Genomic DNA, 23660 nt, shown 5'->3' on the forward strand with positions numbered 1-23660 from the left:
TCAGGAATTATACAACAAATATAAGCTTAATGTATGGCTTAACAGTTTCCCTTTTTTAATTATACAATAGTGCTGAAATAAATCTACCTTTGCAGCTCAATAAAATTATTATGACATCATTTTCCGATTTAGGCATTCGTAAAGAATATATAAAAGCCTTAAAAGAACTCCACATTGAAAAGCCAACTGAAATTCAGGCCCAAGCAATACCTGTTTTATTGCAAAAACAAACCGATTTAATTGGTTTAGCGCAAACAGGAACTGGGAAAACGGCTGCTTATGGGTTGCCTATTCTACATCAAATAGATCCTAACAAATCGGAAATTCAAGCGCTTATTTTAGCTCCAACACGTGAGTTGGTACAACAAATTCAAAAGCAACTTTTCAGATTTACCAAATATTGCGATTATAAGATTTTTGCAGAAGGTGTGTATGGTGGTGAAAAAATTGACAAACAAATTAAAGCTTTAAAACGAACTACTCATATTATTGTTGCAACACCAGGACGTTTATTAGATTTAATTGATCGTGGTGATATTGATATTGAAAACATTAAAACATTGGTTTTAGATGAAGCTGATGAAATGTTAAGCATGGGTTTTAAACAGGATTTAAATCGCATATTAACATTTACATCTGGAAAGCGTTTTACGTGGTTGTTTTCGGCTACCATGCCTGAAGAAATTCAGAAAATGATAAAAACCTATATGTCCCCAAAAGCGATTAAAATAGAAGTAAATAGAAATAGTTTGGTAAACGCCAATATTACACATCAATTTATAAGAACTTCCATAAAAAGTAAAGTTTCAGTTTTAATTAATTTATTAGAAGGCTTTAAAAAACAACGTGGAATAATTTTCTGCAAAACAAAAGCTGGAACCCAAAACTTAACAGAAGCGTTATTGAATGAAGGATTTTCAGTTGGTGCTTTGGAAGGCGATATGCAACAGAAAGAACGGGATAAAGTAATGCGTGCGTTTAAAAATGAATCTGTTCAAATATTGGTATCTACCGATGTCTCTGCTCGTGGTATTGATGTAAACGATTTGGCATTTGTTATTCACCATCAGTTGCCAGAACAACTAGAATATTATACACACCGAAGTGGAAGAACAGCAAGAGCTGGTAAAAAAGGGCGTTCTATAGCTTTAATTTTAGACGATGAGCGCAAGTTAATTCAGAATATTGAAAACACTTTAGGCATCGAATTTGCAGAATTCCATGTGTAACTTTCAAATAGGAAATTAATATCTTATATTTGTACGCATTGCAGGAGTAACCTAAAATCTGAATTTAGGCTTATAATACGACCATAGTTCTTTTTAAACCATGTTATTATTATTTTATTTCTTCAATTTAACCCTAAAAAAATTACTATAAAATAACAATGGCAAAATCGCAACAGACATTTAACAAAAGTGAAAAGGAAAAGAAGCGTTTAAAGAAACGTGAGGACAAACGTAAAAAAATGGAAGCTAGAAAACTTGATAAAGAAGAAAGCGGAAGTGACGGTATTCCTATTGCTTATGTTGATTTCAATGGAAATTTAACGGATACACCACCAGATCCAAATATGCGTGTTAAAGTTGATGCAGAAAGTATTGAAGTAAGCATTCCAAAACGTGATGACAGTGATATTGAAGAATTTGATCCCGTAAGAAAAGGGAAAGTTTCTTTTTATGATAACTCCAAAGGTTTTGGGTTCATTATTGATTCTGAAAATCAAGAAAAATACTTCTGTCACGTTAGTGGCTTAATTGACGAAATAGCGGAAAACGATGCCGTATCTTTTGAATTAGAAAAAGGTATGAAGGGTATGAACGCTGTTAAAGTAACCCGTATTTAATTTTTGATACCATAAAATCACTTAAAATCTTAAAAAGACTTTGAGTTCTAATAGCTATGTCCATTAAATCGACTACTTTTTTATCAATTATTTTACTTCAGTTTGTTGCTATTAATACACTTATAGCACAAACTGATTCTATTTCTTCAGAAAAAATTAATGTTGAATACACCAAAAAAGGGTTTCAATTTAGTACGCCTGATAAAAATTACTCACTTCATTTAGAAGCACGATTACAGTTTCGTTTTGCCACACCTAACGACCAAAGCCCCGTTAATTTTGATTATTTTTTTCAAGATAATAAAACATCATTCAAGATAAATAGAGCCCGTTTAAAAATAGGTGGAAATGCCTATAAACCATGGCTTAAATATTATTTTGAATATGAACTTGCCCAAGGGAATCTTTTGGATTTTCGCGTTATGATTGAGCGTTGGGACTTTTTTAAAATTAAAATTGGGCAATGGAAAACCTATTATAGTCGAGAAAGAATTATATCATCTGGTAAACAACAAATGGTAGATCGCTCCATCATTAACAGGCCTTTTACAATAGATAGGCAACAAGGAATTGAGTTTTACGGCCGTATTTTTCCAGAAACGTTTTATGACTTTACATATCATATATCAGTATTGACAGGAACGGGTAGAGGTTCCACAATTAATGACAATAATCATTTATTATATGTTGGTAGATTACAATACAATTTATTTGGTCGTGAATTAGAAATGACCGGATCTGATATCAAATTTCATGAAAAACCCACTGCTTTATTGGCTATTGCCGCAGCAACTAATAGAAGCCAGTACACCCGGTTTTCTTCAGCAGGTGGTGGTAATTTGGTAGGTTATGATAGTAATGAACCGGGTCAATATCGTATAAATCAAGCCTTATTTGAAACGGCTTTGAAATATCGGGGGTTTTCTTGGCAAAATGAAAATCACATCAAAAAAATTACAGATTATAAAACCAATACAGACAGAACATTAACAGGTTATTATCTGCAAGCAGGTTATTTTTTCTCAAATATTTTAGACTTTGTTCCTAAACCCTTAGAGGTTGCTGGAATATACGCACATTACACGCCAAATACGGATTTTGGTTACAGCAAGGAGCAAGAAATGGGTATGGCTTTTAACTGGTTTTTTAAAGAACATAGGAATAAACTCACCATGGAAGTTACGCATTTTGATTATGAAAGCCCAGAAAGGATGGAGCAGAAAGAATGGCGTTTTCGAATTCAATGGGATATATCATTCTAAATAGTACTTTACCTAATTCTAACTTTCTTATAAGCCTATGGATTCTTTAACGCAAATAGTTTTAGGCGCTGCTGTTGGTGAGGCCGTTTTAGGTAGAAAAGTTGGTAATAGAGCCATGCTTTATGGGGCTATTGCGGGAACAATTCCTGATTTAGATATCCTGTCTTCCTATTTTACAGATACCGTTACAGCTTTAGAAATTCACAGAGGTTTTACACATTCCATTTTATTCTCTATCATTTTTGCACCAATTCTTGGATGGTTGGTATCACGATATGAAAAATATAAAAGTGTTAAAGGTTGGTCTTGGCTTTTCTTTTGGGCTTTTGTAACGCACCCTATTCTGGATGCACATACCACTTGGGGAACGCAGCTATTTTGGCCATTTGATTTACGCTTGGCCTTTAAAACCATATTTGTTGTTGATCCCTTATATACCTTGCCATTTTTAGTATTCTTGATTTTGACCATGTTTCAAAAACGAACATCAGAAAAACGTCAATTTTACAATCGTACAGGATTATTAGTAAGTACCGCGTATCTAGTACTTACATTTATTTTAAAGTGGACCGCTTTCACAAAATTTGAAAATGCTTTGGAAAAACAACATTTAAGCTATTTGCAGATTGACACAAGACCGTCACCTCTAAATTCCATATTATGGAGTGCTAATGTAGAAACACAGGACGCCTACTTGCTTGGAAACTATTCTTTTTTCGATACGCAGCCTATTTCATTCGTGTCATATCCTAAAAACCATGAATTGATAGCCGATTTGCTTTCCAATGACAAAATGCAACGCATGATTCACATTTCAAAAGGATGGTACACCATAACACAACAAGACGGAAAATTATATTACAATGATTTACGTTTTGGGTTATTGAGTTTAGAACCCGCCTCCGAAAGTTTTGTTTTTCAATTTTTGATTGATAAAGATGATGAGACTGGAAACATTAGTTTTATTGAACAACCTAAAGGTGGTCGCGATGCCAAGAAATTAATGTCTGAACTATGGACTCGTGTAAAAGGGAATTAAGTCGTTTTCTTATAACTCCAAACTGCTAAACCATTCATAATTAATGCATAAATAAGTGTTTTAACCAATTGTGGCACAATATCCATAAAACCGGAACCTTTAAGCATCACCATACGCATCACTTCAACAAAGTATTTAATAGGATTAAATTCGGTAAGTATTTGGGCCCATTCTGGCATACTCTCAATGGGTGTAAACAGTCCGCTCATTAAAATAAAAATCACTACAAAAAACCAAGCGATAAACATGGCTTGTTGCTGGGTATCGGTAAAATTGGAAATAAATAATCCCATGCCGAGTATCACCAAAATAAAAATAGAAGTATAGAGGTACATAAGTAATAAACTTCCTACCATAGGCACATTAAAAATGAGCCTTGCAAGAATTAATCCAATAGTTAACAAGCCCATTCCAATAACCCAAAACGGAAAAAGCTTACCAATAATAAATTGACTTTTCTTTATAGGCGTTACATTGATTTGCTCTAAAGTTCCAATTTCTTTTTCGCGAACAATATTCATTCCTGAAAGAAATAACGTGATCATGGTAACTAATAGTACTAATATACCAGGTACCATAAACGTTTTGTAGTTTAACGTTTCATTATACCAAAAAAGTGGGATGGTAGCAATGTCAACAGGTTGAATTTGAGATTCTGAAAATTGCATCAAATCCGTTTTAATGTGCCTATTATAATTCTGAATTATTTGAGAAACATATACGTTTTCAACACCGGCAGCAGCACCATCAATAGCATTAATAGTAACTCCCAAAGCACCTTTTTTTTCCTTTAGCAAATCACGTTCAAAATGAGAGGGAATCTCTAAAACAACATCTACTTCTCCTTTTAGCATAGCTGAATTTGCCAATTTTTGAGTTGGAAAGGCTGTTAAAACATTAAAATATGTACAAGCCTCAAATTTCTCTATTAGTGCTCTTGATGATTTACTATGGTCATTATCTATATATGCGAATTTGATATTCTTGACTTCAAAAGTAGCTGCATTAGATAAAATAATTAATTGGAGTAGTGGTAACACAAAAATGATTGGTAGCATCCCTTTATTTCTAAAGATTTGCTTGAATTCTTTTTGGATGATATATCGTATTGTTTTCATATCATTTCCCAGCAAAGCGGGAATCTATTTATTAAATTAATTCTTTTTTTATTCAGCCCAGAATCTTTATCATTCTTAAACTGGTCACCGTTTTTTACTCTAATCTAATTTTATATTTTTTTACACTTATTCCCATAAAGAGAACGGTCATGACTATTAAAATCAGTGTTTCTTTCCATATAAATTCCAGCCCAACACCTTTAAGCATAATACTCTTTAATATGATAATAAACCATTTTGCCGGAATGGCATGACTGATAAATTGTAAAGGGATTGGCATACTTGAAATGGGAAAAATAAAGCCGGATAGCAGAATTACGGGAAGCATTAAACCCATTAATGAAATCATCATCGCGGTTTGTTGTGTTGCTGAAATGGTTGAGATTAAAATTCCTAAAGCTAAAGCTGATACAATAAATAAAATGCTCTCAAACGCCAATAAAATTAAACTCCCTTGGACAGGCATTTTAAAGATGAAAATACTTAACAAAACAATTACGATAGCATTAATTACCGACAAGAAAATATACGGAAACACCTTACCAACAATTACTTGAAAAGGTTTTATAGGTGACACTAATAAAATCTCCATAGTTCCTAATTCCTTTTCTCGTGTAATGGAAATGGACGTCATCATAGCAGAAACCAGCATTAATATAATAGTCATTACACCAGGAACAAACATATACACACTTTTTAGTACTGGATTATAGACCATTCTTGGTTCTGAAACAATAACATAATTAATAGTTATAGCTTTGTTTTGCTCTTGCTGGTATTTTTTTAAAATAGAATTTACATAATTACTAATGGTGTTAGCCGTGTTTGGGTCTGTTGCATCTGTAATTATTTGAACGGTAGCTTGGCGATCTTTTATAAGATTTTTACTAAAATCTTTTTCAAAATTTAAAACAGCTTTCACTTTTCCCTTTTTAAAAACAGCTTCTATATCATCTTCACGTTCAATAAGTTGCTTGATACTAAAGTATTTTGATGCTGATATTTTATTAATGATTTCCTTTGTGGTGGCATCATTTGAGTGATCTAAAATAGCAATATCCACATTGTTAATTTCATTGGTAATGGCAAAACCAAATAGTAAAATTTGGACAATAGGCATTCCAAAGAGAATAAACAAGGAACGCCTATCTCTAAAAATGTGATAAAATTCTTTGGTAACAAAACCTATAAATCGTTTCATCCTCTGGCTAGTTTTAAAAACACATCATTCATACTAGTAACTTGAAACTGTTCCTTTAATTTTTTTGGTGTATCCAAAGCTTCTATCTTTCCATTTACCATTATAGACACGCGATCACAGTACTCGGCTTCATCCATATAATGCGTTGTAACAAAAATAGTCGTGCCTTGATGTGCTGCTCTATATATCATTTCCCAAAACTGACGCCTAGTTATAGGATCTACACCACCAGTAGGCTCATCTAAAAAAACAATTTTTGGCTCGTGCAATAAGGCTACCGAAAATGAAATTTTTTGTTTCCAGCCCAAGGGTAACGAACCAACTAATTGTTTGGCAACATCCTCTAGGCCTAAATCGTCTATCATTTCTTTTGTTTTCTCTTTGATTTTTTGCTTGGTCAAACCATAGATACCTCCAAAAAATGTAATATTTTCTTTAACGGTTAAGTCATCATATAATGCAAATTTTTGACTCATATAGCCAATGTTTTTTTTGATGTCTTCCGCTTGAGTAAAGACATCAAAACCGGCTACCTGCGCTGAACCTGATGTTGGATTTGAAATTCCAATCAGCATTTTCATGGCGGTTGTTTTCCCGGCACCATTGGCCCCAAGAAATCCGAAAATCTCACCTTTTTCAACGGCGAATGTAATGGCATTTACAGCGGTGAAATCGCCAAACATTTTAGTTAAACCTTCAGCTTGTATGACTTTATTATTATTCATATTTATCTCCCCCATAGGTGGGAGTCTCAGTATTATCAATTCCAGAAATTTCAGAATTGAGACCTATCGCGTTTTATAAACCTGTTACGTTTGTAGATATATTTTTATTTTGCTAATTCCATAAAACTATCTTCTATGGTTGATTGGGTTTTTTCAATGGTAATATTTGATAGGTTTTGGGTTTGTAAATACTGTTTCAATTCGTTAGGATTAAATCCAGCACGTGTATCTGTATAATGTATAAACTCACCAAACGGATATACACTATGCTGATGTGGGTAAGCTTTTAAGCTCATTATTAATTGATACATATTGTTTGCACTAACGTCATAAATAGTTTTAGGGTACTGCTTTACAATGGCTTCCGGTGTATCAATCTGTAAAATTTCGCCATCTTGAATTAACGCTATTCTATCACACAAGGCAGCTTCGTCCATATAAGGCGTAGAAACCAAAATGGTTATATTTTTTTGTTGTAAGCGTTTTAACATGTCCCAAAATTCTTTCCTGGAAACGGGATCGACTCCTGTTGTGGGTTCGTCAAGAAACAATACTTTGGGTTTGTGAATTAACGCACAACACAAAGCCAGTTTTTGCTTCATACCTCCAGATAATTTACCAGCACGACGATCTTTAAAGGGCTCAATTTGAACATAAATATCTTTTATTAAATCGTAGTTTTCGGCAATAGTGGTTCCGAAAATAGTTGCAAAAAACCTCAAATTTTCTTCAACCGTTAAATCTTGATATAATGAGAATTTCCCGGGCATATAACCTACGTGCATTCTTATTTCTTTAAAGTCTTTCAGCACATCATAACCTGCAACAGTTGCATTACCTTCATTGGCAATTAACAAGGTTGTTAAAATTCTAAAAAGGGTTGTTTTTCCTGCGCCATCATGACCAATTAAACCAAAAAGCTCATTTGGTTTTACTTCAAAAGAAATATCCTGTAAGGCTTTTACATGTTTATAAGATTTGCTGATATGGTTAATTGAAATGCCCATGACCCTTTAGTTTTGAACGATAATTTTAGTTTCCATAGTAACTTTTGATGTAATAGAATTTGAAATTAGACAGGCTTTTTCTGCTTTTTCAACAATACGTTCTGTACGATCACGTTTGGACTCGTCTGTAATAACAACTTCAGGAAATAATAACACCTCGCTCATTACAAATTTGCCATCTACTTTTTCTAATATACCTTTTGAATCACATGTAAAACTCACGTATTCTAATTTGGAAAATTCTGCAATCGCCAAAAAAGTAGTCATTAAACAACTGCTAACAGCGGCAGTAAATAAATGTTCTGGCGACCAAATATTTGGCATTCCTCCAGGGAATTCTGGTGGTGTTGCAACTTCCAAACAGTTGGTTTCATTGGTTTCATTATTGTGTAACTCTGGTGAACACATTATACCTTTTCGGTCTTGTGTCCAATTAATATTCACGTTATATGTATGCTTTTCCATGGTAAAAAATTTTTTAAGTTATTATTGAAAATAGGTGTTATAAGCATTGATGTTTTCTTTGATACTAACCGTAATTTTTTCAGCATCATCAACATCCTCTGTTTTTAAAAGCGCATCAATTTTTTCAATTAATGGGTGAAGCCAAATGTGTAAATTGTCATGAGAAGGGCCTTTCATTGTACAATTTTTTACAACAAAATTTTTCTCATCATTCAGTTGTTCTGCTAGTTTATGAAAGGCATCTAATGTGCTAGCTGTTTGTGTATTGATTGTGTTTTGAAGTTTTTGAACACCTTCATTCGTTGTTGCATCGGCTTGCCACTTTTCGCCATAATCAATTTGTATTTCGCTTACCCATGCATTGGCATAAATACCAGAAGCTTCATGGGTATCATGATGGTTATCGGTCTCTGCAGGTTGTTCAGCAGTTTCCGTTTTTAGGTCTTGATTTTTGCTGTCTTTACAGCTTACTAAAGCCAATAGGCTTAATGTTAAAATTACATATTTCATTGTTTTAGTTTTTAATTATTATTGGAATTATTTAACCACATTTCTGCTGGCATGCCTATTTTTAAGCTTCCATCATTCTTAACGGTTATTTTTACGGCATAAACAAGCGCAATACGCTCTTCTTTAGTTTGAATAATTTTGGGTGTAAATTCGGCTTCAGATGCAATCCATATTACGGTTCCTTCATAATCCTTCATGGTATCATTTGAATCAATTTTAACGGTTACGGATTCCCCAATTTTTATATTGGCTAATTGGGTTTCAATAATAAAAACACGCAATTCCATGTTTTCTAAATCAGCAATTTTGTAAAGTGGTTTTCCAAATGCTGTTATTTCACTAGGTTCTGCATATTTGGTTAATACTGTGCCGTTTATTGGATTTATAATCTTGCATTTATTAATTTGATCATCAATTTGTTTAAGTTGAACGTCTAAATTTTTCAATTCGTTTACTACAGGTGCATTTTGGATTTCTACACTGCGTATTTGCTGCTTAATAACATCTATTTCACCTTGAACATCGTCCAATTGTTTTTGTGTACCAGCTTTATCTCTTATTAAATTTTCTGTTCTAGTTTTGTTGATATTAGCTGTTTTTAATTTCGCCTTTAAAACGGCTATTTGAGATAAAACACCTTGTGATTTACTACTAATAACATCTTTAGAAACTAGTAATTGCTCGCGCTTTAACGCTAAAGGGATTGTGTCTATATAACCAACAAAGGCATCTATTTTAAGCGCATTGCCTTCCTGTACATTAAATGCCATAATCTTTCCGTTATTTTCAGCAGAAACGGTGATTTCTGTTGCTTCAAAATTTCCATATCCATCGGCTTTACCATTAGAATTGCTACAAGAATTCAACGTTAATAGTCCGAAACTAATTCCTAAATAATATATATATTGTCGTTTCATTTTTACTGTCCTTGAGTTATGTTATAATTTGCTTTAGCTAATTGCAATTGAATGTTATGGTTTGCGAAACTGTTTTCGGCTTCATATAAATTTGTTAATTCCGTAACATAAGTGGAGGCCGTAATAACACCATTTCGTAGCTGCGATTCGGTTGCTAATAACACGGCTTTTCGAAGGTTGATGATTTCTGTATCTATCAATATCGTTTCTACAATTTTAGCTATTTCTAATTCGTACTTATTAAGTTCAATATTGGTGTTTAATTCAAAAATCTCCGTTTCATTTTCAATAATATTTTTATTGATCATTAAGGATTCACGTTTCCTTTTATTGGCATTCCAATCAAAAACAGTCCAGTTTAACTTGACACCAATTGTATAAAATGGTTGAAAGGAATTGTCTAACATATTTAAACCCGGATTTCCTACACCTCCCGATGCAAATCCGAATAGTTTAGGCATATTGTTTTTTTGAATTAATTCCTGTTGACTCTCAATTTCATCTTTTTTTAACTGAAACAATTCTAATTCTGGTCGTTGAAGTGCAGGCGAGAGGCTTATTACAAGTGAAGGTTTCTGAAATGTGGTAAATTCGTTTAAAGACACACCTATTAAGGCCGATAAGGTTTCAGTTAGCACCTTTTTATTATTAGTGATTTCAGTAACCTGTTGTTTTATTTTTAATAGTTCGGCTACCAGCACTTTATCAGAAGCTGGCAACATGGTTCCGTATTCAATTCCTGCTGTGATCTCACGTAACTTACTTTCTAATTGCTCTTTTTTGGCTACTAATAAATCCAAAGATTCATTGTGTAACAAAATAGAAAAGTATAGTTGATTAACACGCTGCTTTAACTGATACAAAGACACTTCCAATTGCTTTTGCTGGGTTTTTAGTTGAGCCAATTTTGCTTTAGATGATGCATGAATGGCACCACCATTATAAATTAATTGATTCACAGAAAGTGTTGCCCGATATTGATCGTTATTTGGTGGCTCAATGCCAGTGTCTGGAAGTGGTATTTGAGTCACATCTGATAAATAGGCAGCTTGCGCATCAAAGTCCAATTGCGGCAGTTTTTGGGTATCTATAAGATCTAATTCTAAAGCATTTTGATTTTCTAATAAAGCTAGTTGCTTAACTAGAGGATAATTTTCCGACACCAATTGGTAGCACTTGTCCAAGGTTACAATGTCTTGAGACCAACTTTGTAAGCCAACAAAAAGAAGAATCAATATACTAAAACGTGTTTTCATGGTACTATATTTTTATGGCATTGATTATAAAATCCGCAACTTCTGTCTTTCGGTTTTCCATAAGCTGCCTAAAACCTTTATCATCTTCTTTTGTAAAAGCCTTAACCAATGGCTTTGCTACAAAGGGAAAGATGTTTAAAGCCAGAATATTAATGAATAGCTGCTCACCAGAAATGGGGTTTAAAATCCCTTCCTTGATTTCAAAATCCACTCGTTTTTTGAACTTCTCGATATTTAAGAGTGTTGAATTCTCTTGAATTTTCTGAAGGAAATCTGGATTTCTATTTAACTCTTGAATAATGAAATTCGGTAAATAAGGATGTTTTATTATAAATGATATATAGTTAGAGGTGAAGTTTTTTACTTTTTCCTCAATAGACGAGTCATCATTTAAAATTGTATTTAACTGTGGTGCAAGCATGGAAAATGCATTCTTAAAAACCGCTTCAAAAAGTAGTTGTTTACTACGATAGTAATAATGAAGCATTGCTTTGTTTATATTGGCAGCATCTGCAATTTCTTGCATTCGGGCGCCGTCCATTCCTTTAGTTTGAAATATTTTTTTAGCAGCATCTAAAATTTGCTCCTCCGTGTTTTCGTCTTTCTTTTTAGCTGTCATTAACTTTATAGTTTAACCGTTTGGTTAACAAATGTACAAAAAACAATTCATTGCAAGAATGAATTGTTTAAAAATTATAAATTAGTGGCCGTATCGTCCGTTTCTTCTACATCTTCTTTAGGTTTACCACTCATCATGAAGTTTATTAAAATTCCAACTAGAACGACACAAACGAGGGCAAAAATGCCAATCATTATTACGCCGTTGTTCCAGTTATACAGTGCAAGGGATTGAGAAATCATAATTGTAAGTTTTGGTTTTCAATTGGTAAAAATATGGGTTAGAACCCTTTCTAAACATGATATTTATCACAATTTATGAAATTATATGCTATTTAGCATGATTTTGAATAATTTCAAATACCAATTCTTTAGTCATTTTTTTTCCTTGAGCCTTTTCTCTTAAGTCATTAAAAGTTAATAAGAAATCGCAACCCTTACTATACTTGGTGCAGCCATAGGCTGTTTGACCTTTAGCAATAGTACCTTGTTGACATTTAGGACAGACTATAGTTTCCGGAACGGGCTTTTGTTTTTCCTTTTTAGGTTCTAAGACTAATTTATAGTTTTCGTCAAAACGCAACAAACCTTCTACAGTACCTGAATCTGTCTTGAAGCCTTTCAAATTTACGGTTGATCCTTTTTGAAGTAATCGTATATATTGTTTTTCAGAAATTTTCTTATCGTGTATTTTAAAGGGTAAAACCAATTTGCATCCAGATTTATACTCCGAACAACCAAAAGCAGATTTTCCTTTAATTAGTGTACCCTTTTTACATTTAGGGCAGGTTTCCGATATAATTCCTTTACTTGTTTTCGGTTTATTAGCCTTTGGCTTTGCCGCTTTTTGTTGTGATGTAACAACATGCGATATATTAGCTCGTCTAGTTTCACTCCGGACTTCATAAACCAATTCATCCACCATACGTTTCATATTATTAATAAACGTACTTGCTTTAAAGGTTCCTTTTTCAATATCCTTCAATTGCTTTTCCCAGGTTCCGGTTAATTCTGCCGATTTTAAAATATCATTCTGAATGGTATCAATCAACTGAATGCCTGTTGTAGTTGGTAAAACTTGCTTTTTATTTCGAATAATATATTTGCGTTTAAAAAGCGTTTCAATAATATTAGCACGTGTAGATGGTCTACCAATACCATTTTCCTTCATTAACTCCCGTAATTCATCATCATCTACCTGTTTGCCTGCTGTTTCCATGGCACGTAGGAGGGAGGCTTCTGTAAATTGGTTGGGTGGTTTCGTTTGTTTCTCTAAAAAAGAAGGTTCATGCGGTCCTTTTTCGCCTTCTACAAAGGACGGTAATGTATCTGCTGTTTTAATTTCCTTTTCAGGATTTTCAAATACAATTCGCCAACCTTTCTTCAAAATTTCCTTACCGGTTGTTTTAAAATTTACGTCTGCAGCTTGACCAATTACGGTTGTATTGGACACTTCACAATCATCATAAAAAACAGCAATAAACCGTTTTACAATACTATTGTAAACCTGTTGTTGGTTGTATTGCAACCTTATTTCCACACCTGTTGGAATAATAGCATGGTGATCAGTTACTTTCTTGTCATTAAAAACTTTGGCTGACTTCTTAATTTTTTTTCCTAAAAGCGGTTGTGTTAACGCGGCATAATTGGTTAAATTCTTTAAAATACCAGCCACTTTTGGATAAACATCATTGGGTAGAAACGTGGTATCAACTCTAGGGTAGGTTACCACTTTCTGTTCGTATAAGCTTTGAACGAGTTTTAAGGTTTCATCGGCTGTAAAGCCAAAACGCTTATTACAATGTACTTGCAATCCTGTTAAATCGAATAACTTTGGTGCATATTCTTTTCCTTTCTTTTTGGAGGTTGAAATAATTTCGAATTCAGATTCTTTGACTTTATTCGCTAAAACTTCACCATCTTCCATTTTTAAAAAACGCCCTTCTTCATAACTGAAAAGTGTATCACGATATAAGGTTTGCAGCTCCCAATAGGGTTGAGGCTTAAAATCTTCAATTTCCTTAAACCTATTAACAACCATTGCTAAAGTGGGTGTTTGCACACGTCCCACCGATAACACTTGCTTGTATCCACCGTGCTTTAACGTATATAAACGGGTGGCATTCATTCCTAAAAGCCAATCGCCAATAGCTCTAGAAAATCCAGCATAATACAGGTTATCATAATCTTCTGATGGTTTTAGGTTTTCAAAACCTTCTTTAATAGCTTCGGTTGTTAAAGATGATATCCACAAGCGCTGAATAGGTCCTTTGTAGTTTGCTTGATCCATGACCCAACGCTGAATAAGTTCACCTTCTTGACCAGCATCACCACAGTTTATAACTAAATCGGCCTTATCAAATAAGCGTTTTACAATTTTAAATTGCTTCTGAATTCCCGAATTGGAAACCACTTTCGTTTTAAACTTTTCCGGAAGCATAGGTAAATTGTTTAAATCCCAGCTTTTCCAATAGGGTTTATAATCATTAGGCTCCATTAAAGTACACAAATGCCCAAAAGTAAAAGTTACTTGGTAACCATTACCCTCAAAATAACCATCATGCCGCGTATTAGCACCTAATACAGATGCTATTTCTCTGGCAACACTTGGTTTTTCGGCAATACAAACTTTCACTATTCACGGATTTTTTAGGAAGGCGCAAAGTACAGAAATTTATGAAAACATGACAGCCTTTACTAATGATAGAATTTCGTTTTTTGAAAAAAATTTAAAAAAATAAAACAGTTTAATTATTTAATCGTAATATTGCAATATACAAATACAAAGTTATGGGAATTACTAAAACAGACAAGTTTACAGATGAGCAAAACAAATTAGCAACAATAGCTAAAGCACTAGGTCATCCAGCTCGTATAGCTATACTACAGCATTTATTTAAAATAGACAGCTGTATTTGTGGCGATTTGGTTACCGAAATTGGATTGGCTCAACCCACCATTTCACAGCACTTGAAAGAGCTAAAAAACTTGGGCATTATTAAAGGAAATATATCGGGAACAAGTGTTTGCTATTGTATTGATCAAGATGAATGGCAACAAATAACCGCATTATTAAGCCAATTTTTAAGTCAGAAAATTGAAGGCGTAGGCGACTGCTGCTAAACTATAAACGTAAAAAATACAGATATGAAACTATCAGAAATCAAACAACATTTAAGTCAATTAGAAACTATTGCGTTTCAATTACCCAATGGGCAATTAGTGCCAAATCATTTTCACGTAACGGAAATCGGAAAAATTAATAAACATTTTATTGATTGCGGTGGAACTGTAAGAACGGAAAACGTCATCAACTTTCAATTATGGGAAGCCAATGATTATGACCATAGGTTACATCCTGAAAAACTAGTTTCCATAATCGAATTATCTGAAAAGATGTTAAACCTAGAAGATTTAGAAATAGAGGTGGAATACCAAGGAAGCACCATAGGAAAATACGATCTAGATTTTGATGGTACGAACTTTTTATTAACCAATAAACAAACGGATTGTTTGGCTAAAGATAAATGCGGTATTCCCGCTGGAAAATCAAAACTTAAATTGTCTGAAATAGAAAAAATAGATAGCTGTGCTCCAGGTTCTGGATGTTGTTAAACCTCTATAAATAGTACTGATGAATACAAAGTTAAAAGCCACAATTACGAGTTTACAAGAGAATTCTATTAGTCGTGAACGACAGGAAACAATTAAACCTTTGATTGATTTCATAAAACATAAACACATTGCAAAACAAGCAATTAGATTAAATTTTATATGCACCCATAATTCCCGAAGGAGTCATTTATCCCAAATATGGGCTCAAGCTTTAGCGCATTATTTTGGAATAACAAATATAACTTGTTATTCAGGTGGGACCGAAGCAACCGCCGTTTATCCTGTTGTAATTGATACATTGATTGATCAAGGCTTTGAGATTCAACACTTAACTGAACACGACAATCCTATTTACAGTATGAAATATGCGAAAAATGAACCCGCTATAATTGCATTTTCTAAAACCTATGACAATACCTTTAATCCAGAATCTGAATTTGCCGCTATTTTAACATGTTCGCAAGCGGACGTAGGTTGTCCGTTTATTGCAGGCGCAGAACAACGTATTCCCATTACATATGAAGACCCAAAGGCTTTTGATAACACGCCGATGCAAAAGGAAAAATATTTGGAACGAAGTCTTCAAATTGCCTCTGAATTATTATATGTGTTTTCTCAAATAAAAACAAATGACTAAAAAATTATCCTTTTTAGATAGCTATTTAACACTTTGGATCTTTTTAGCCATGCTGTTCGGTGTGGCTATTGGTAACCTGATTCCAGCTATCCCAAACTCTATAAATCAATTAAGCCATGGCGTTACCAATTATCCAATTGCTATTGGGTTAATTTTAATGATGTATCCACCGTTGGCTAAAGTTAATTATAAGCTTTTACCGGCTGTTTTTAAAGACGTCAAAGTATTATCTATTTCTCTATTTCTTAATTGGATTATTGGCCCCATTTTAATGTTCGTGCTAGCTATTACCTTTCTGCAGGATTACCCTGAATATATGATAGGCCTTATTCTTATTGGACTTGCGCGTTGCATTGCCATGGTACTAGTTTGGAATGACCTTGCGGAAGGAAGCAGCGAATATGGTGCTGGTTTGGTAGCTTTAAACAGTATATTTCAAGTGTTTGCTTATAGCTTCTATGCTTGGTTATTTATTACTGTTTTACCACCTTATTTTGGTTATGAAGGTGCTATTGTTGATATTTCTATTGCAACTATAGCAGAAAGTGTACTTATATATTTAGGAATTCCTTTTGCTTTAGGCATTTTAAGTCGCTTTATTTTAGTACCCCTGAAAGGTGAAACGTGGTATAATGAATCTTTTATTCCTAGAATCTCACCCATCACCTTAATAGCCTTATTATTTACTATTGTGGTCATGTTTTCATTAAAAGGTGAAATGATAATGACCATACCATTTGATATTCTAATCATTGGTATTCCACTAATAATTTACTTCGTTATTATGTTTGTTATCAGCTTTTTTGTGAGCAAAGCAGTTGGTGCATCGTATACCACCAATACAGCTATATCCTTTACTGCAGCTGGTAATAATTTTGAGTTAGCCATAGCTGTAGCTATTGCTGTTTTTGGAATTAATTCTGGCCAGGCGTTTACAGGTGTGGTTGGACCACTGATAGAAGTTCCTGCATTGATTTTACTGGTTCGTGTCGCGTTTTGGTTACGCAAAAAATACTATTAACATCTCATTTTCAATACTTTAAAACATTAGTTCTTATAAATCTGTATATTTGAGTAAACTAACCAATTACCTTTTATCTAGTGATACGCTTAAGACAATTGTTTTTTATAGTAAGCATTGCTTTATCTTTAAAATGCAGTGCTCAAATTAACTTGACTAGTGATGAAGCTTTAAAAAAATACCAGAGCATAACAGCTACTATGTCTGAATCATTTCCTGAAAATGAATTCAAAACATACAGACGTGAATCTTTTACGGAACAACAACTTCAAACGTATTTGTTGCAACATTATAAACGGTTGGACTTATTACCATTTATTGAAGACCATTATCTTTTTAAAATGCAGAGCTATTTGCATTCCGGGAACTGGTTTCGTGAAATTGGATTTCCTGAAGAATCCATAAAATGGTATAAGGCGTTTTTCGAGTATTACGATGCGAATTTCAAAAAGTTATCTCCTGAAGAAAAGTATAATTTAGTTGAAATAATTACGTATTCTTATGGTATACAAGCCGATAATTATGCGCGAATTGGTCAATTAGATAGCGCTACATTACAACATAAAAAAAACATAGCCTTTATTAAAGATTATAATATTATAACTAAGCCGTCGGCATTTAATAATTATGGGCTGTTTTTTTATTGGCACAAAAAGGATTTAGATTCCGCATTAGTTTATTTCAATAAAGCGTATTTACTAACTAAAGAAAAATTCCCAAAGCACACCTTACTTGGTAGTATTCGTGATAATATTGCGGATATTTATATAGACAGGAAACAACCTGAAATGGCATTGCCTTTATATCGGGAAAATTTCAATTTGTATAGTAATATTAAAAATGAAAGATCAAACCAATTTGATGTTTCACGTCTTATAAGCGCTGGAGTTCAACAAGTGGAAACAGAAATAAAACTAAAAAAGCTAAATGAAGCAGAAGAAACATTTAATAAACTTCTTAAAACCTTATCAGGTCCATCATTTAACAACCATATTCAAAGTCAATCGCAATTACAAATCCTAGGTGCAGAACAAGCATTGTATACCAAACAAGAAAAATTTAAAGAAGCTTTGGAAGTTGCAAACAGATTTCGAAAACTTTCAGATAGTTTATCTACACTCTCCAAACTTGCTGATCAAAGATGGCAAGATGAGCTGAACACCATATCTCTAGATCGAGTTGCACTAAATTTTAAAATTGACAGAATAGAGAAAGAGAATAAAATTCAAAGTCAAAGATCTAAACTATGGATTGTAACTTTATCATCATCCATAATTTTAATTTTATTACTGTCTTTATTCTTACGCAGACGCCAACACATAATTAATGCGAAAAACAAACAACTTTTAGCCGAACAGAAATTAGAAATTTCACGTGTAAACAATGAAAACTTACAATCTGAAATTGAGTCTAAACAACGTGACCTATCTGATTTTGCTATCAATCTGACCCAAAACCAAGAATGGGCTCAAGATTTGGCAAATAAATTAGAAATAATAATGGAAGCGTCTTCCGAAGGTAAAAAAGCCTTATTAGCGCATTTAGAACAGGATATACAAAACAAGATTACCTTTGATACTAACACTCACGAATTCTATGAAAAACTAGATAAATTAAGTGATGCCTTTTATAGTAAACTTAACGGACTATTTACTAATTTGAGTAAAAATGAAATACGGTTGTGTTCACTAATTCGTCTAAAAATGGACAGTAGAAGTATAGCAACACTTCAAAATATTACACTAGCTTCTTTAAATACCAGTCGGTATCGGTTACGAAAAAAATTAGATCTTTCAGTGAATGAAGATTTAGACAGTTTTATTCAAAACATGTAACTACTTAAAAAACAACAAATTAAAATTATTTAGACTCGAATAACGCACTTGTCTATCAAATGTCTATTGCCTGTGCATTACCTGTCTATATGCATATTTGGTTCTGTACGTTTTTATCTTATACTTTAGTTCCAGTTAAAAAAAGGTTCCTAATTAGTAGCAACATTTGTATAACCTTATAAAACTTTAGTATTATGAAAACGTATGTAATTGGTCTACTATTTCTAGGCTTTACCAACCTAATGATTGCTCAAAATGATTTAGCGCTTTTAGCAACACCCAACCCAACAAACCATTCTGAAACTATTAAAATGGTTAAGAATATGGATTATTTAACCACTATGAATGACTTTGATATATCTAAAAAAGTATTAAAGCTTCAAGATCTTGTAGCTAACTATGATATCAAGGCACATAACGTTTATAATTCGAAAAGCGCAACCACATACACAGTGAATTTTAAGGAAGGAAAAAACAACTTGTTGGCTGTCTATGATAAAAATGGAACCCTTTTAAAGTGTCATGAACAGTATCAAAACATCAAATTACCATTTGTATTGAGTTCTGAAATAATTAAAGCCAATCCAGGCTATTCCTTAAATGAGGTGTATTGTAATATCCAATACAATAAAGATGTAGATACTGAAATAAAATATCGTGTGGTACTTAAGAATGGTAGAAAAACAAAAACAGTTCTTTTGGATTTGTAATCAAGATTTTAGCGGTGAATAAATGGAGGTGTAATCCCTTTTTAAAAATTACACCTCTTATTTTTCGCCTTAAATAACAATCAATTTCTGACCAATTTTTAACGTCGCATTTTTATTAATTCCATTTAATTTACACAAAGCTGCTAAACTCATATTACTTCTAGAAGAAATGCGAGATAAGGTATCCCCGCGCTTAACAATATAAACAGTTTTTGGCTTGTTGGCCAACGCTATTGCTTCCGATTCTGTAGTTGGAACATCTATCGTACCTTTACGCTTGCTATTGTGTAATTCTGGACGTGTCATATCACGTGTAATCCAAATTTCATTATTAAGAACTTCGTTTGAGTCGTTAAATTGCAATAAATATTCTGGGTTAATTTGAATTCCCTGATAGCTTACTTCTAAATGTAAATGACTACCACGAGCATTTCCAGAAGTACCACCTTTTCCTAAATAACTACCCGCAACAACGGAATCATTTTCTTTTACACCATAGCTCGATAAATGTGCATAAGCCGTTTCCAAACCATTAAAATGACGAACCACAACCGAACGACCATGACCTGAACTATAATTGGCAAAACGAACCACACCATCAAACATGGCAAAAAGGCTATCGCCCGTTACTAAATCAATATCAATACCTTTATGAGCACGTCCTTTCCGCCAACCATAGCGGGAGGTAATTACTTTATTTTTAGAAATAGGAGAGGCGTAATTAGAATTATTAAATTGTAAATGAATAGGAAATTTGATGTCCTTGCCGTAATCAACTCGAATTTTACTCGTATCCCAATAATCTGTTGTAATATCAACAGCGTCTTCAGCTTCTTCAACTTCATAGGTTTCTAATAAATCGTGACTACTGGCCACAAAATTAAGAAGGTTTGGAGATGGGTCTCCAGAGTTTATAATTTGGCCAAAGCTATTGGAAGCTAGGCACAAACAAATAAGGGCAAAAAATGATTTCATAGGTTACTTTGTGCTATTAAAAACCTGTTAACGTTAAAATTCGCAAAATATTATTTTTGCGACGTCCGAAAATAAAAAATAAATCAATATAAAATCATAAAATTTTGTTAGAGTTTAGATGTCGTGTTATAATTTCACCCAAACACCTATCCACCTGATATTCAAAGGGAAATTAATAGAACACAAGCACAATCTAGAGAGATGGATAATTAAACTGTTATTAATTCTTTTCTATTAAATTCCATAACCAATTTAACAGTCATTATCTTTGGCGCTCTAAATAGAAGATTACCATGGCCAATTCCATAAAAGCACAACAAGACATATTAGCAAAATTGCATATTACTAAACTTAATGACATGCAGGAAGAGGCTTTGTTAGCCATTGCCAATGCTGAAAACACTGTGCTTTTGTCGCCAACAGGAACTGGTAAAACAGTGGCTTTTTTATTACCTACGTTGGCGGAATTGGATGCGGATTGTCCCAACGTGCAATTGCTAATTTTGGTACCATCACGGGAATTGGCTATTCAAATTGAACAAGTAATCCGTGAAATGGGAACCGGTTTTAAAGCCAATGCCGTTTATGGTGGCAGACACTTTTCAAAAGATAAAATTGAACTGACTCATACACCAGCCATCCTGATTGGGACACCAGGACGTGTGGCTGACCATTTACGGAGAGAAACCTTTTCTGTAAAAGATATTAAAACCTTGGTTCTAGATGAGTTTGATAAATCGTTAGAAATTGGTTTTGAAGCCGAAATGAGCGAGATTATTGAACACCTTCCTTACATAGAAAAACGTGTGTTAACTTCGGCTACACAAGGAGTTAAAATACCAAGTTTCGTTGGGCTTACCAATGAATTGGTGATTGATTATTCAGATTCGGAAGCATCCAATATTCAAATAAAAAAGGTGATTTCGCCGCTAAAAGACAAGCGCAATACTTTATTAGATTTACTCTATGATATAGGCACTAAACCCGGAATTATATTCTGTAATTATAAGGATACCATTCAATATGTCAGCGACTTTTTAAACAGTCAGAATATTGCACATGGTTGCTTTTATGGTGGTTTAGAACAAATAGATCGGGAGCGTGCTTTAATTAAATTCCGAAATGGAACGCATCAAATTATCATCGCTACAGATTTGGCTGCTCGTGGATTAGACATTCCAGAGTTGAACTATATTATTCATTATCAATTACCACTAAAAGCAGAAGAATTCACCCATAGAAATGGACGAACCGCTAGAATGAATGCTGAAGGAACCGCGTATGTGTTGCAATGGGAAGATGAGTATTTACCAGATTTTATTGACACCAACCACATTGTAAAACTGAAAGGGAATCCTAAAAAGTTAGAATCCGACTGGGTAACACTCTTTGTTTCAGGAGGACGAAAAGATAAAATTTCGAAAGGTGATATTGCTGGTTTACTCTTTAAACAAGGCCATTTAGAAAAACATGAATTAGGTGTTATAGAATTAAAACAAGACTGTGCTTTTGTAGCCGTTCCAAAAAAGAAAGCTAATGCGGTTGTTGAAAAGACTAATAATTCACGTTTGAAAAAGAAGAAAGTGCGGATTACTATCTTGTAATACTATTCCATAAATCTTAAGGAAAGTTTAACAGGCTTCATCTGTTTATAGTCAGTGTTTGTGTGAATTGCTTTGTATTTTTGTAAAACAATACATATTTAACTTCAAAAGACATTTATGACCATGAAACAAGCCTTATTAGAACCTTATAAACTGAACAATAGTATTACCTTAAAAAATCGCGTGGTTATGGCACCCATGACGCGGAGTCGTGCTGATAATCCAGATAAAGTTCCTACTAAAGAATTACAGGCGCTTTATTATGCGCAACGTGCTTCGGCTGGATTAATTATTTCAGAAGGCTCACAAGTTTCAGAACAGGCGGTTGGTTATATACATACGCCTGGAATCCATTCCCAAAAGCAAGTAGAAGGGTGGAAGCTGGTTACTAAAGCGGTTCATGATCAAGGTGGTAACATATTTATACAGCTGTGGCATGTGGGTCGGATGTCGCATCCTGATTTTCATAATGGCAATTTACCAATAGCACCTTCGGCTATTAACCCGAAGTCACAATCTTTTACACCAACAGGTTTTAAAGATACGGTAACGCCAAAAGCAATGACACAAGCCGATATTGATCAAACCATATTAGATTTCAAGAATGCAGCAAAAAATGCCATGGATGCTGGGTTTGATGGCGTGGAAATACATTCCTCAAACGGGTATTTATTCCATCAGTTTTTTAGTACAACATCCAATATTAGAACCGATAATTATGGTGGCAGTATTGAAAATCGAGCACGTTTTTTCTTTGAAGTTCTGGACGCTATCAAATCGGTTATGCCTGAAAATAGAGTAGGAGTCCGCTTTAATCCTTCAGCTCATAATCTGTTTGGTGTAACGGTTAATGAAGATACCATACCGACATTTGATTATATTATTACTAAATTAAATGACTACGATTTAGCATATGTGCATTTATCCGAACCGTTTAATGATGTTTCAGACGTGCCTTATGCGGAAACAGAAATTGCCAAAAGATACAGACCGATTTACAAAGGTACACTCATGATAAACACGAATTTTAAGCAGGCGAGTGGTAACGCGGTTTTAGAACGAGGCGATGCGGATTTAGTCGCCATTGGAAAACCTTTTATTTCTAATCCGGATTTGGTGGAGCGTTTTGAGCAAAACTTGGAATTAGCAGAATGGGATGCTGATACATTTTATACCACTGGTAAAAAGGGCTATACCGATTATGAAAAAATAACATAAGTTTAATACACGATTTTTAAAAGTTCGCCTGTTGAATAGTACCTTATCCATTCACAAAAAAATAATATTAAAAGAAATATA

The 23660-nt window shown here is 33.6% G+C and carries 24 protein-coding genes; 12 read left to right on the plus strand and 12 right to left on the minus strand.

The window, feature by feature from the left end; all coding sequences use genetic code 11:
* The first annotated feature begins 110 nt into the window (after positions 1 to 110).
* The 4 genes from ACFPH8_RS06905 (at position 111) to ACFPH8_RS06920 (ending at position 4147) form a co-directional block, all read left to right on the plus strand.
* A complete protein-coding gene (locus ACFPH8_RS06905; RefSeq protein ID WP_376859602.1) occupies positions 111 to 1229 on the plus strand; it encodes a DEAD/DEAH box helicase in 1119 nt (372 codons plus the stop codon).
* 158 nt (positions 1230 to 1387) lie between these two features.
* Complete coding sequence (locus tag ACFPH8_RS06910) at positions 1388 to 1846, plus strand: cold-shock protein (protein WP_248399719.1); 459 nt, start codon at positions 1388 to 1390, stop codon at positions 1844 to 1846.
* A gap of 56 nt (positions 1847 to 1902) precedes the next feature.
* Positions 1903 to 3108, plus strand: coding sequence for a porin (locus ACFPH8_RS06915; RefSeq protein ID WP_376859604.1), 1206 nt, complete (start codon positions 1903 to 1905; stop codon positions 3106 to 3108).
* Between the two features lie 37 nt (positions 3109 to 3145).
* The gene (locus tag ACFPH8_RS06920; RefSeq protein WP_376859606.1) at positions 3146 to 4147 is read left to right on the plus strand and encodes a metal-dependent hydrolase; all 1002 of its coding nucleotides are present in this window, start codon (positions 3146 to 3148) and stop codon (positions 4145 to 4147) included.
* Here ACFPH8_RS06920 and ACFPH8_RS06925 read toward each other — a convergent pair.
* From ACFPH8_RS06925 to ACFPH8_RS06975, 11 genes are all read right to left on the minus strand, one after another.
* Positions 4144 to 5265: an ABC transporter permease gene (locus ACFPH8_RS06925; protein ID WP_376859608.1), complete on the minus strand. Its 1122-nt coding sequence runs from the start codon at positions 5263 to 5265 to the stop codon at positions 4144 to 4146. The genes ACFPH8_RS06920 and ACFPH8_RS06925 overlap by 4 nt on opposite strands.
* 94 nt (positions 5266 to 5359) lie before the next feature.
* A complete protein-coding gene (locus tag ACFPH8_RS06930) occupies positions 5360 to 6466 on the minus strand; it encodes an ABC transporter permease (RefSeq protein ID WP_376859610.1) in 1107 nt (368 codons plus the stop codon).
* The gene (locus ACFPH8_RS06935; protein ID WP_376859612.1) at positions 6463 to 7191 is read right to left on the minus strand and encodes an ABC transporter ATP-binding protein; all 729 of its coding nucleotides are present in this window, start codon (positions 7189 to 7191) and stop codon (positions 6463 to 6465) included. The genes ACFPH8_RS06930 and ACFPH8_RS06935 overlap by 4 nt, the downstream gene beginning before the upstream one ends.
* Positions 7192 to 7295: 104 nt before the next feature.
* Complete coding sequence (locus tag ACFPH8_RS06940) at positions 7296 to 8198, minus strand: ABC transporter ATP-binding protein (RefSeq protein WP_376859614.1); 903 nt, start codon at positions 8196 to 8198, stop codon at positions 7296 to 7298.
* 6 nt (positions 8199 to 8204) lie between these two features.
* Positions 8205 to 8663, minus strand: a complete 459-nt coding sequence (locus tag ACFPH8_RS06945; RefSeq protein ID WP_376859616.1) for an OsmC family protein — start codon at positions 8661 to 8663, stop codon at positions 8205 to 8207.
* A gap of 21 nt (positions 8664 to 8684) precedes the next feature.
* Positions 8685 to 9173, minus strand: a complete 489-nt coding sequence (locus ACFPH8_RS06950; protein ID WP_376859618.1) for a hypothetical protein — start codon at positions 9171 to 9173, stop codon at positions 8685 to 8687.
* A gap of 11 nt (positions 9174 to 9184) precedes the next feature.
* Positions 9185 to 10090 carry an HlyD family secretion protein gene (locus ACFPH8_RS06955; protein ID WP_376859620.1) on the minus strand — a complete coding sequence of 302 codons (906 nt, stop codon included), beginning with the start codon at positions 10088 to 10090 and terminating at the stop codon, positions 9185 to 9187.
* A gap of 2 nt (positions 10091 to 10092) precedes the next feature.
* A complete protein-coding gene (locus ACFPH8_RS06960) occupies positions 10093 to 11346 on the minus strand; it encodes a TolC family protein (protein ID WP_376859622.1) in 1254 nt (417 codons plus the stop codon).
* A gap of 4 nt (positions 11347 to 11350) precedes the next feature.
* Positions 11351 to 11965 (minus strand): TetR/AcrR family transcriptional regulator, encoded by a 615-nt coding sequence (locus ACFPH8_RS06965; RefSeq protein WP_376859624.1) that lies wholly within the window; start codon positions 11963 to 11965, stop codon positions 11351 to 11353.
* A gap of 74 nt (positions 11966 to 12039) precedes the next feature.
* Entirely contained in the window at positions 12040 to 12207 is a 168-nt protein-coding gene (locus ACFPH8_RS06970; protein ID WP_248399687.1) for a hypothetical protein, read from the minus strand.
* Positions 12208 to 12295: 88 nt separating this feature from the next.
* Positions 12296 to 14599, minus strand: a complete 2304-nt coding sequence (locus tag ACFPH8_RS06975) for a type IA DNA topoisomerase (protein WP_376859626.1) — start codon at positions 14597 to 14599, stop codon at positions 12296 to 12298.
* 155 nt (positions 14600 to 14754) lie between these two features.
* On the opposite strand from ACFPH8_RS06975, the gene ACFPH8_RS06980 reads away from it, so the two are divergent.
* The 6 genes from ACFPH8_RS06980 to ACFPH8_RS07005 all read left to right on the plus strand — a co-directional run bounded on the left by ACFPH8_RS06980 (position 14755) and on the right by ACFPH8_RS07005 (position 19782).
* Entirely contained in the window at positions 14755 to 15087 is a 333-nt protein-coding gene (locus ACFPH8_RS06980; protein WP_376859628.1) for an ArsR/SmtB family transcription factor, read from the plus strand.
* Between the two features lie 24 nt (positions 15088 to 15111).
* Complete coding sequence (locus tag ACFPH8_RS06985; protein ID WP_376859630.1) at positions 15112 to 15579, plus strand: DUF6428 family protein; 468 nt, start codon at positions 15112 to 15114, stop codon at positions 15577 to 15579.
* Positions 15580 to 15598: 19 nt separating this feature from the next.
* Positions 15599 to 16216 (plus strand): low molecular weight phosphatase family protein, encoded by a 618-nt coding sequence (locus tag ACFPH8_RS06990; RefSeq protein WP_376859632.1) that lies wholly within the window; start codon positions 15599 to 15601, stop codon positions 16214 to 16216.
* Positions 16209 to 17237: an ACR3 family arsenite efflux transporter gene (gene arsB / locus ACFPH8_RS06995; RefSeq protein WP_376859634.1), complete on the plus strand. Its 1029-nt coding sequence runs from the start codon at positions 16209 to 16211 to the stop codon at positions 17235 to 17237. The genes ACFPH8_RS06990 and arsB overlap by 8 nt, the downstream gene beginning before the upstream one ends.
* Before the next feature lie 200 nt (positions 17238 to 17437).
* Entirely contained in the window at positions 17438 to 19072 is a 1635-nt protein-coding gene (locus tag ACFPH8_RS07000) for a transcriptional regulator (protein WP_376859636.1), read from the plus strand.
* Positions 19073 to 19266: 194 nt separating this feature from the next.
* The gene (locus ACFPH8_RS07005; RefSeq protein WP_248399676.1) at positions 19267 to 19782 is read left to right on the plus strand and encodes a hypothetical protein; all 516 of its coding nucleotides are present in this window, start codon (positions 19267 to 19269) and stop codon (positions 19780 to 19782) included.
* Positions 19783 to 19851: 69 nt separating this feature from the next.
* Here ACFPH8_RS07005 and ACFPH8_RS07010 read toward each other — a convergent pair whose 3' ends face one another.
* A complete protein-coding gene (locus ACFPH8_RS07010; protein ID WP_376859638.1) occupies positions 19852 to 20757 on the minus strand; it encodes a peptidoglycan DD-metalloendopeptidase family protein in 906 nt (301 codons plus the stop codon).
* A 293-nt stretch (positions 20758 to 21050) separates the two neighbouring features.
* On the opposite strand from ACFPH8_RS07010, the gene ACFPH8_RS07015 reads away from it, so the two are divergent.
* A complete protein-coding gene (locus ACFPH8_RS07015) occupies positions 21051 to 22361 on the plus strand; it encodes a DEAD/DEAH box helicase (RefSeq protein ID WP_376859640.1) in 1311 nt (436 codons plus the stop codon).
* Positions 22362 to 22478: 117 nt separating this feature from the next.
* Positions 22479 to 23579, plus strand: a complete 1101-nt coding sequence (locus tag ACFPH8_RS07020) for an alkene reductase (protein WP_376859642.1) — start codon at positions 22479 to 22481, stop codon at positions 23577 to 23579.
* The last annotated feature ends 81 nt before the right edge of the window (positions 23580 to 23660 follow it).

This window comes from Bizionia hallyeonensis (genome assembly GCF_042657385.1).
In the GTDB taxonomy this organism is placed as follows: Bacteria; Bacteroidota; Bacteroidia; order Flavobacteriales; family Flavobacteriaceae; genus Algorimicrobium; species Algorimicrobium hallyeonense.

What these genes read in the sequence shown, in the direction of transcription:
- ACFPH8_RS06905 (WP_376859602.1), top strand. Translation starts at nt 111, where the DNA reads ATGACATCATTTTCCGATTTAGGCATTCGTAAAGAATATATAAAAGCC.
- ACFPH8_RS06910 (WP_248399719.1), top strand. Translation starts at nt 1,388, where the DNA reads ATGGCAAAATCGCAACAGACATTTAACAAAAGTGAAAAGGAAAAGAAG.
- ACFPH8_RS06915 (WP_376859604.1), top strand. Translation starts at nt 1,903, where the DNA reads ATGTCCATTAAATCGACTACTTTTTTATCAATTATTTTACTTCAGTTT.
- ACFPH8_RS06920 (WP_376859606.1), top strand. Translation starts at nt 3,146, where the DNA reads ATGGATTCTTTAACGCAAATAGTTTTAGGCGCTGCTGTTGGTGAGGCC.
- ACFPH8_RS06925 (WP_376859608.1), bottom strand. Translation starts at nt 5,265, where the DNA reads ATGAAAACAATACGATATATCATCCAAAAAGAATTCAAGCAAATCTTT.
- ACFPH8_RS06930 (WP_376859610.1), bottom strand. Translation starts at nt 6,466, where the DNA reads ATGAAACGATTTATAGGTTTTGTTACCAAAGAATTTTATCACATTTTT.
- ACFPH8_RS06935 (WP_376859612.1), bottom strand. Translation starts at nt 7,191, where the DNA reads ATGAATAATAATAAAGTCATACAAGCTGAAGGTTTAACTAAAATGTTT.
- ACFPH8_RS06940 (WP_376859614.1), bottom strand. Translation starts at nt 8,198, where the DNA reads ATGGGCATTTCAATTAACCATATCAGCAAATCTTATAAACATGTAAAA.
- ACFPH8_RS06945 (WP_376859616.1), bottom strand. Translation starts at nt 8,663, where the DNA reads ATGGAAAAGCATACATATAACGTGAATATTAATTGGACACAAGACCGA.
- ACFPH8_RS06950 (WP_376859618.1), bottom strand. Translation starts at nt 9,173, where the DNA reads ATGAAATATGTAATTTTAACATTAAGCCTATTGGCTTTAGTAAGCTGT.
- ACFPH8_RS06955 (WP_376859620.1), bottom strand. Translation starts at nt 10,090, where the DNA reads ATGAAACGACAATATATATATTATTTAGGAATTAGTTTCGGACTATTA.
- ACFPH8_RS06960 (WP_376859622.1), bottom strand. Translation starts at nt 11,346, where the DNA reads ATGAAAACACGTTTTAGTATATTGATTCTTCTTTTTGTTGGCTTACAA.
- ACFPH8_RS06965 (WP_376859624.1), bottom strand. Translation starts at nt 11,965, where the DNA reads ATGACAGCTAAAAAGAAAGACGAAAACACGGAGGAGCAAATTTTAGAT.
- ACFPH8_RS06970 (WP_248399687.1), bottom strand. Translation starts at nt 12,207, where the DNA reads ATGATTTCTCAATCCCTTGCACTGTATAACTGGAACAACGGCGTAATA.
- ACFPH8_RS06980 (WP_376859628.1), top strand. Translation starts at nt 14,755, where the DNA reads ATGGGAATTACTAAAACAGACAAGTTTACAGATGAGCAAAACAAATTA.
- ACFPH8_RS06985 (WP_376859630.1), top strand. Translation starts at nt 15,112, where the DNA reads ATGAAACTATCAGAAATCAAACAACATTTAAGTCAATTAGAAACTATT.
- ACFPH8_RS06990 (WP_376859632.1), top strand. Translation starts at nt 15,599, where the DNA reads ATGAATACAAAGTTAAAAGCCACAATTACGAGTTTACAAGAGAATTCT.
- arsB (WP_376859634.1), top strand. Translation starts at nt 16,209, where the DNA reads ATGACTAAAAAATTATCCTTTTTAGATAGCTATTTAACACTTTGGATC.
- ACFPH8_RS07000 (WP_376859636.1), top strand. Translation starts at nt 17,438, where the DNA reads ATGTCTGAATCATTTCCTGAAAATGAATTCAAAACATACAGACGTGAA.
- ACFPH8_RS07005 (WP_248399676.1), top strand. Translation starts at nt 19,267, where the DNA reads ATGAAAACGTATGTAATTGGTCTACTATTTCTAGGCTTTACCAACCTA.
- ACFPH8_RS07010 (WP_376859638.1), bottom strand. Translation starts at nt 20,757, where the DNA reads ATGAAATCATTTTTTGCCCTTATTTGTTTGTGCCTAGCTTCCAATAGC.
- ACFPH8_RS07015 (WP_376859640.1), top strand. Translation starts at nt 21,051, where the DNA reads ATGGCCAATTCCATAAAAGCACAACAAGACATATTAGCAAAATTGCAT.
- ACFPH8_RS07020 (WP_376859642.1), top strand. Translation starts at nt 22,479, where the DNA reads ATGACCATGAAACAAGCCTTATTAGAACCTTATAAACTGAACAATAGT.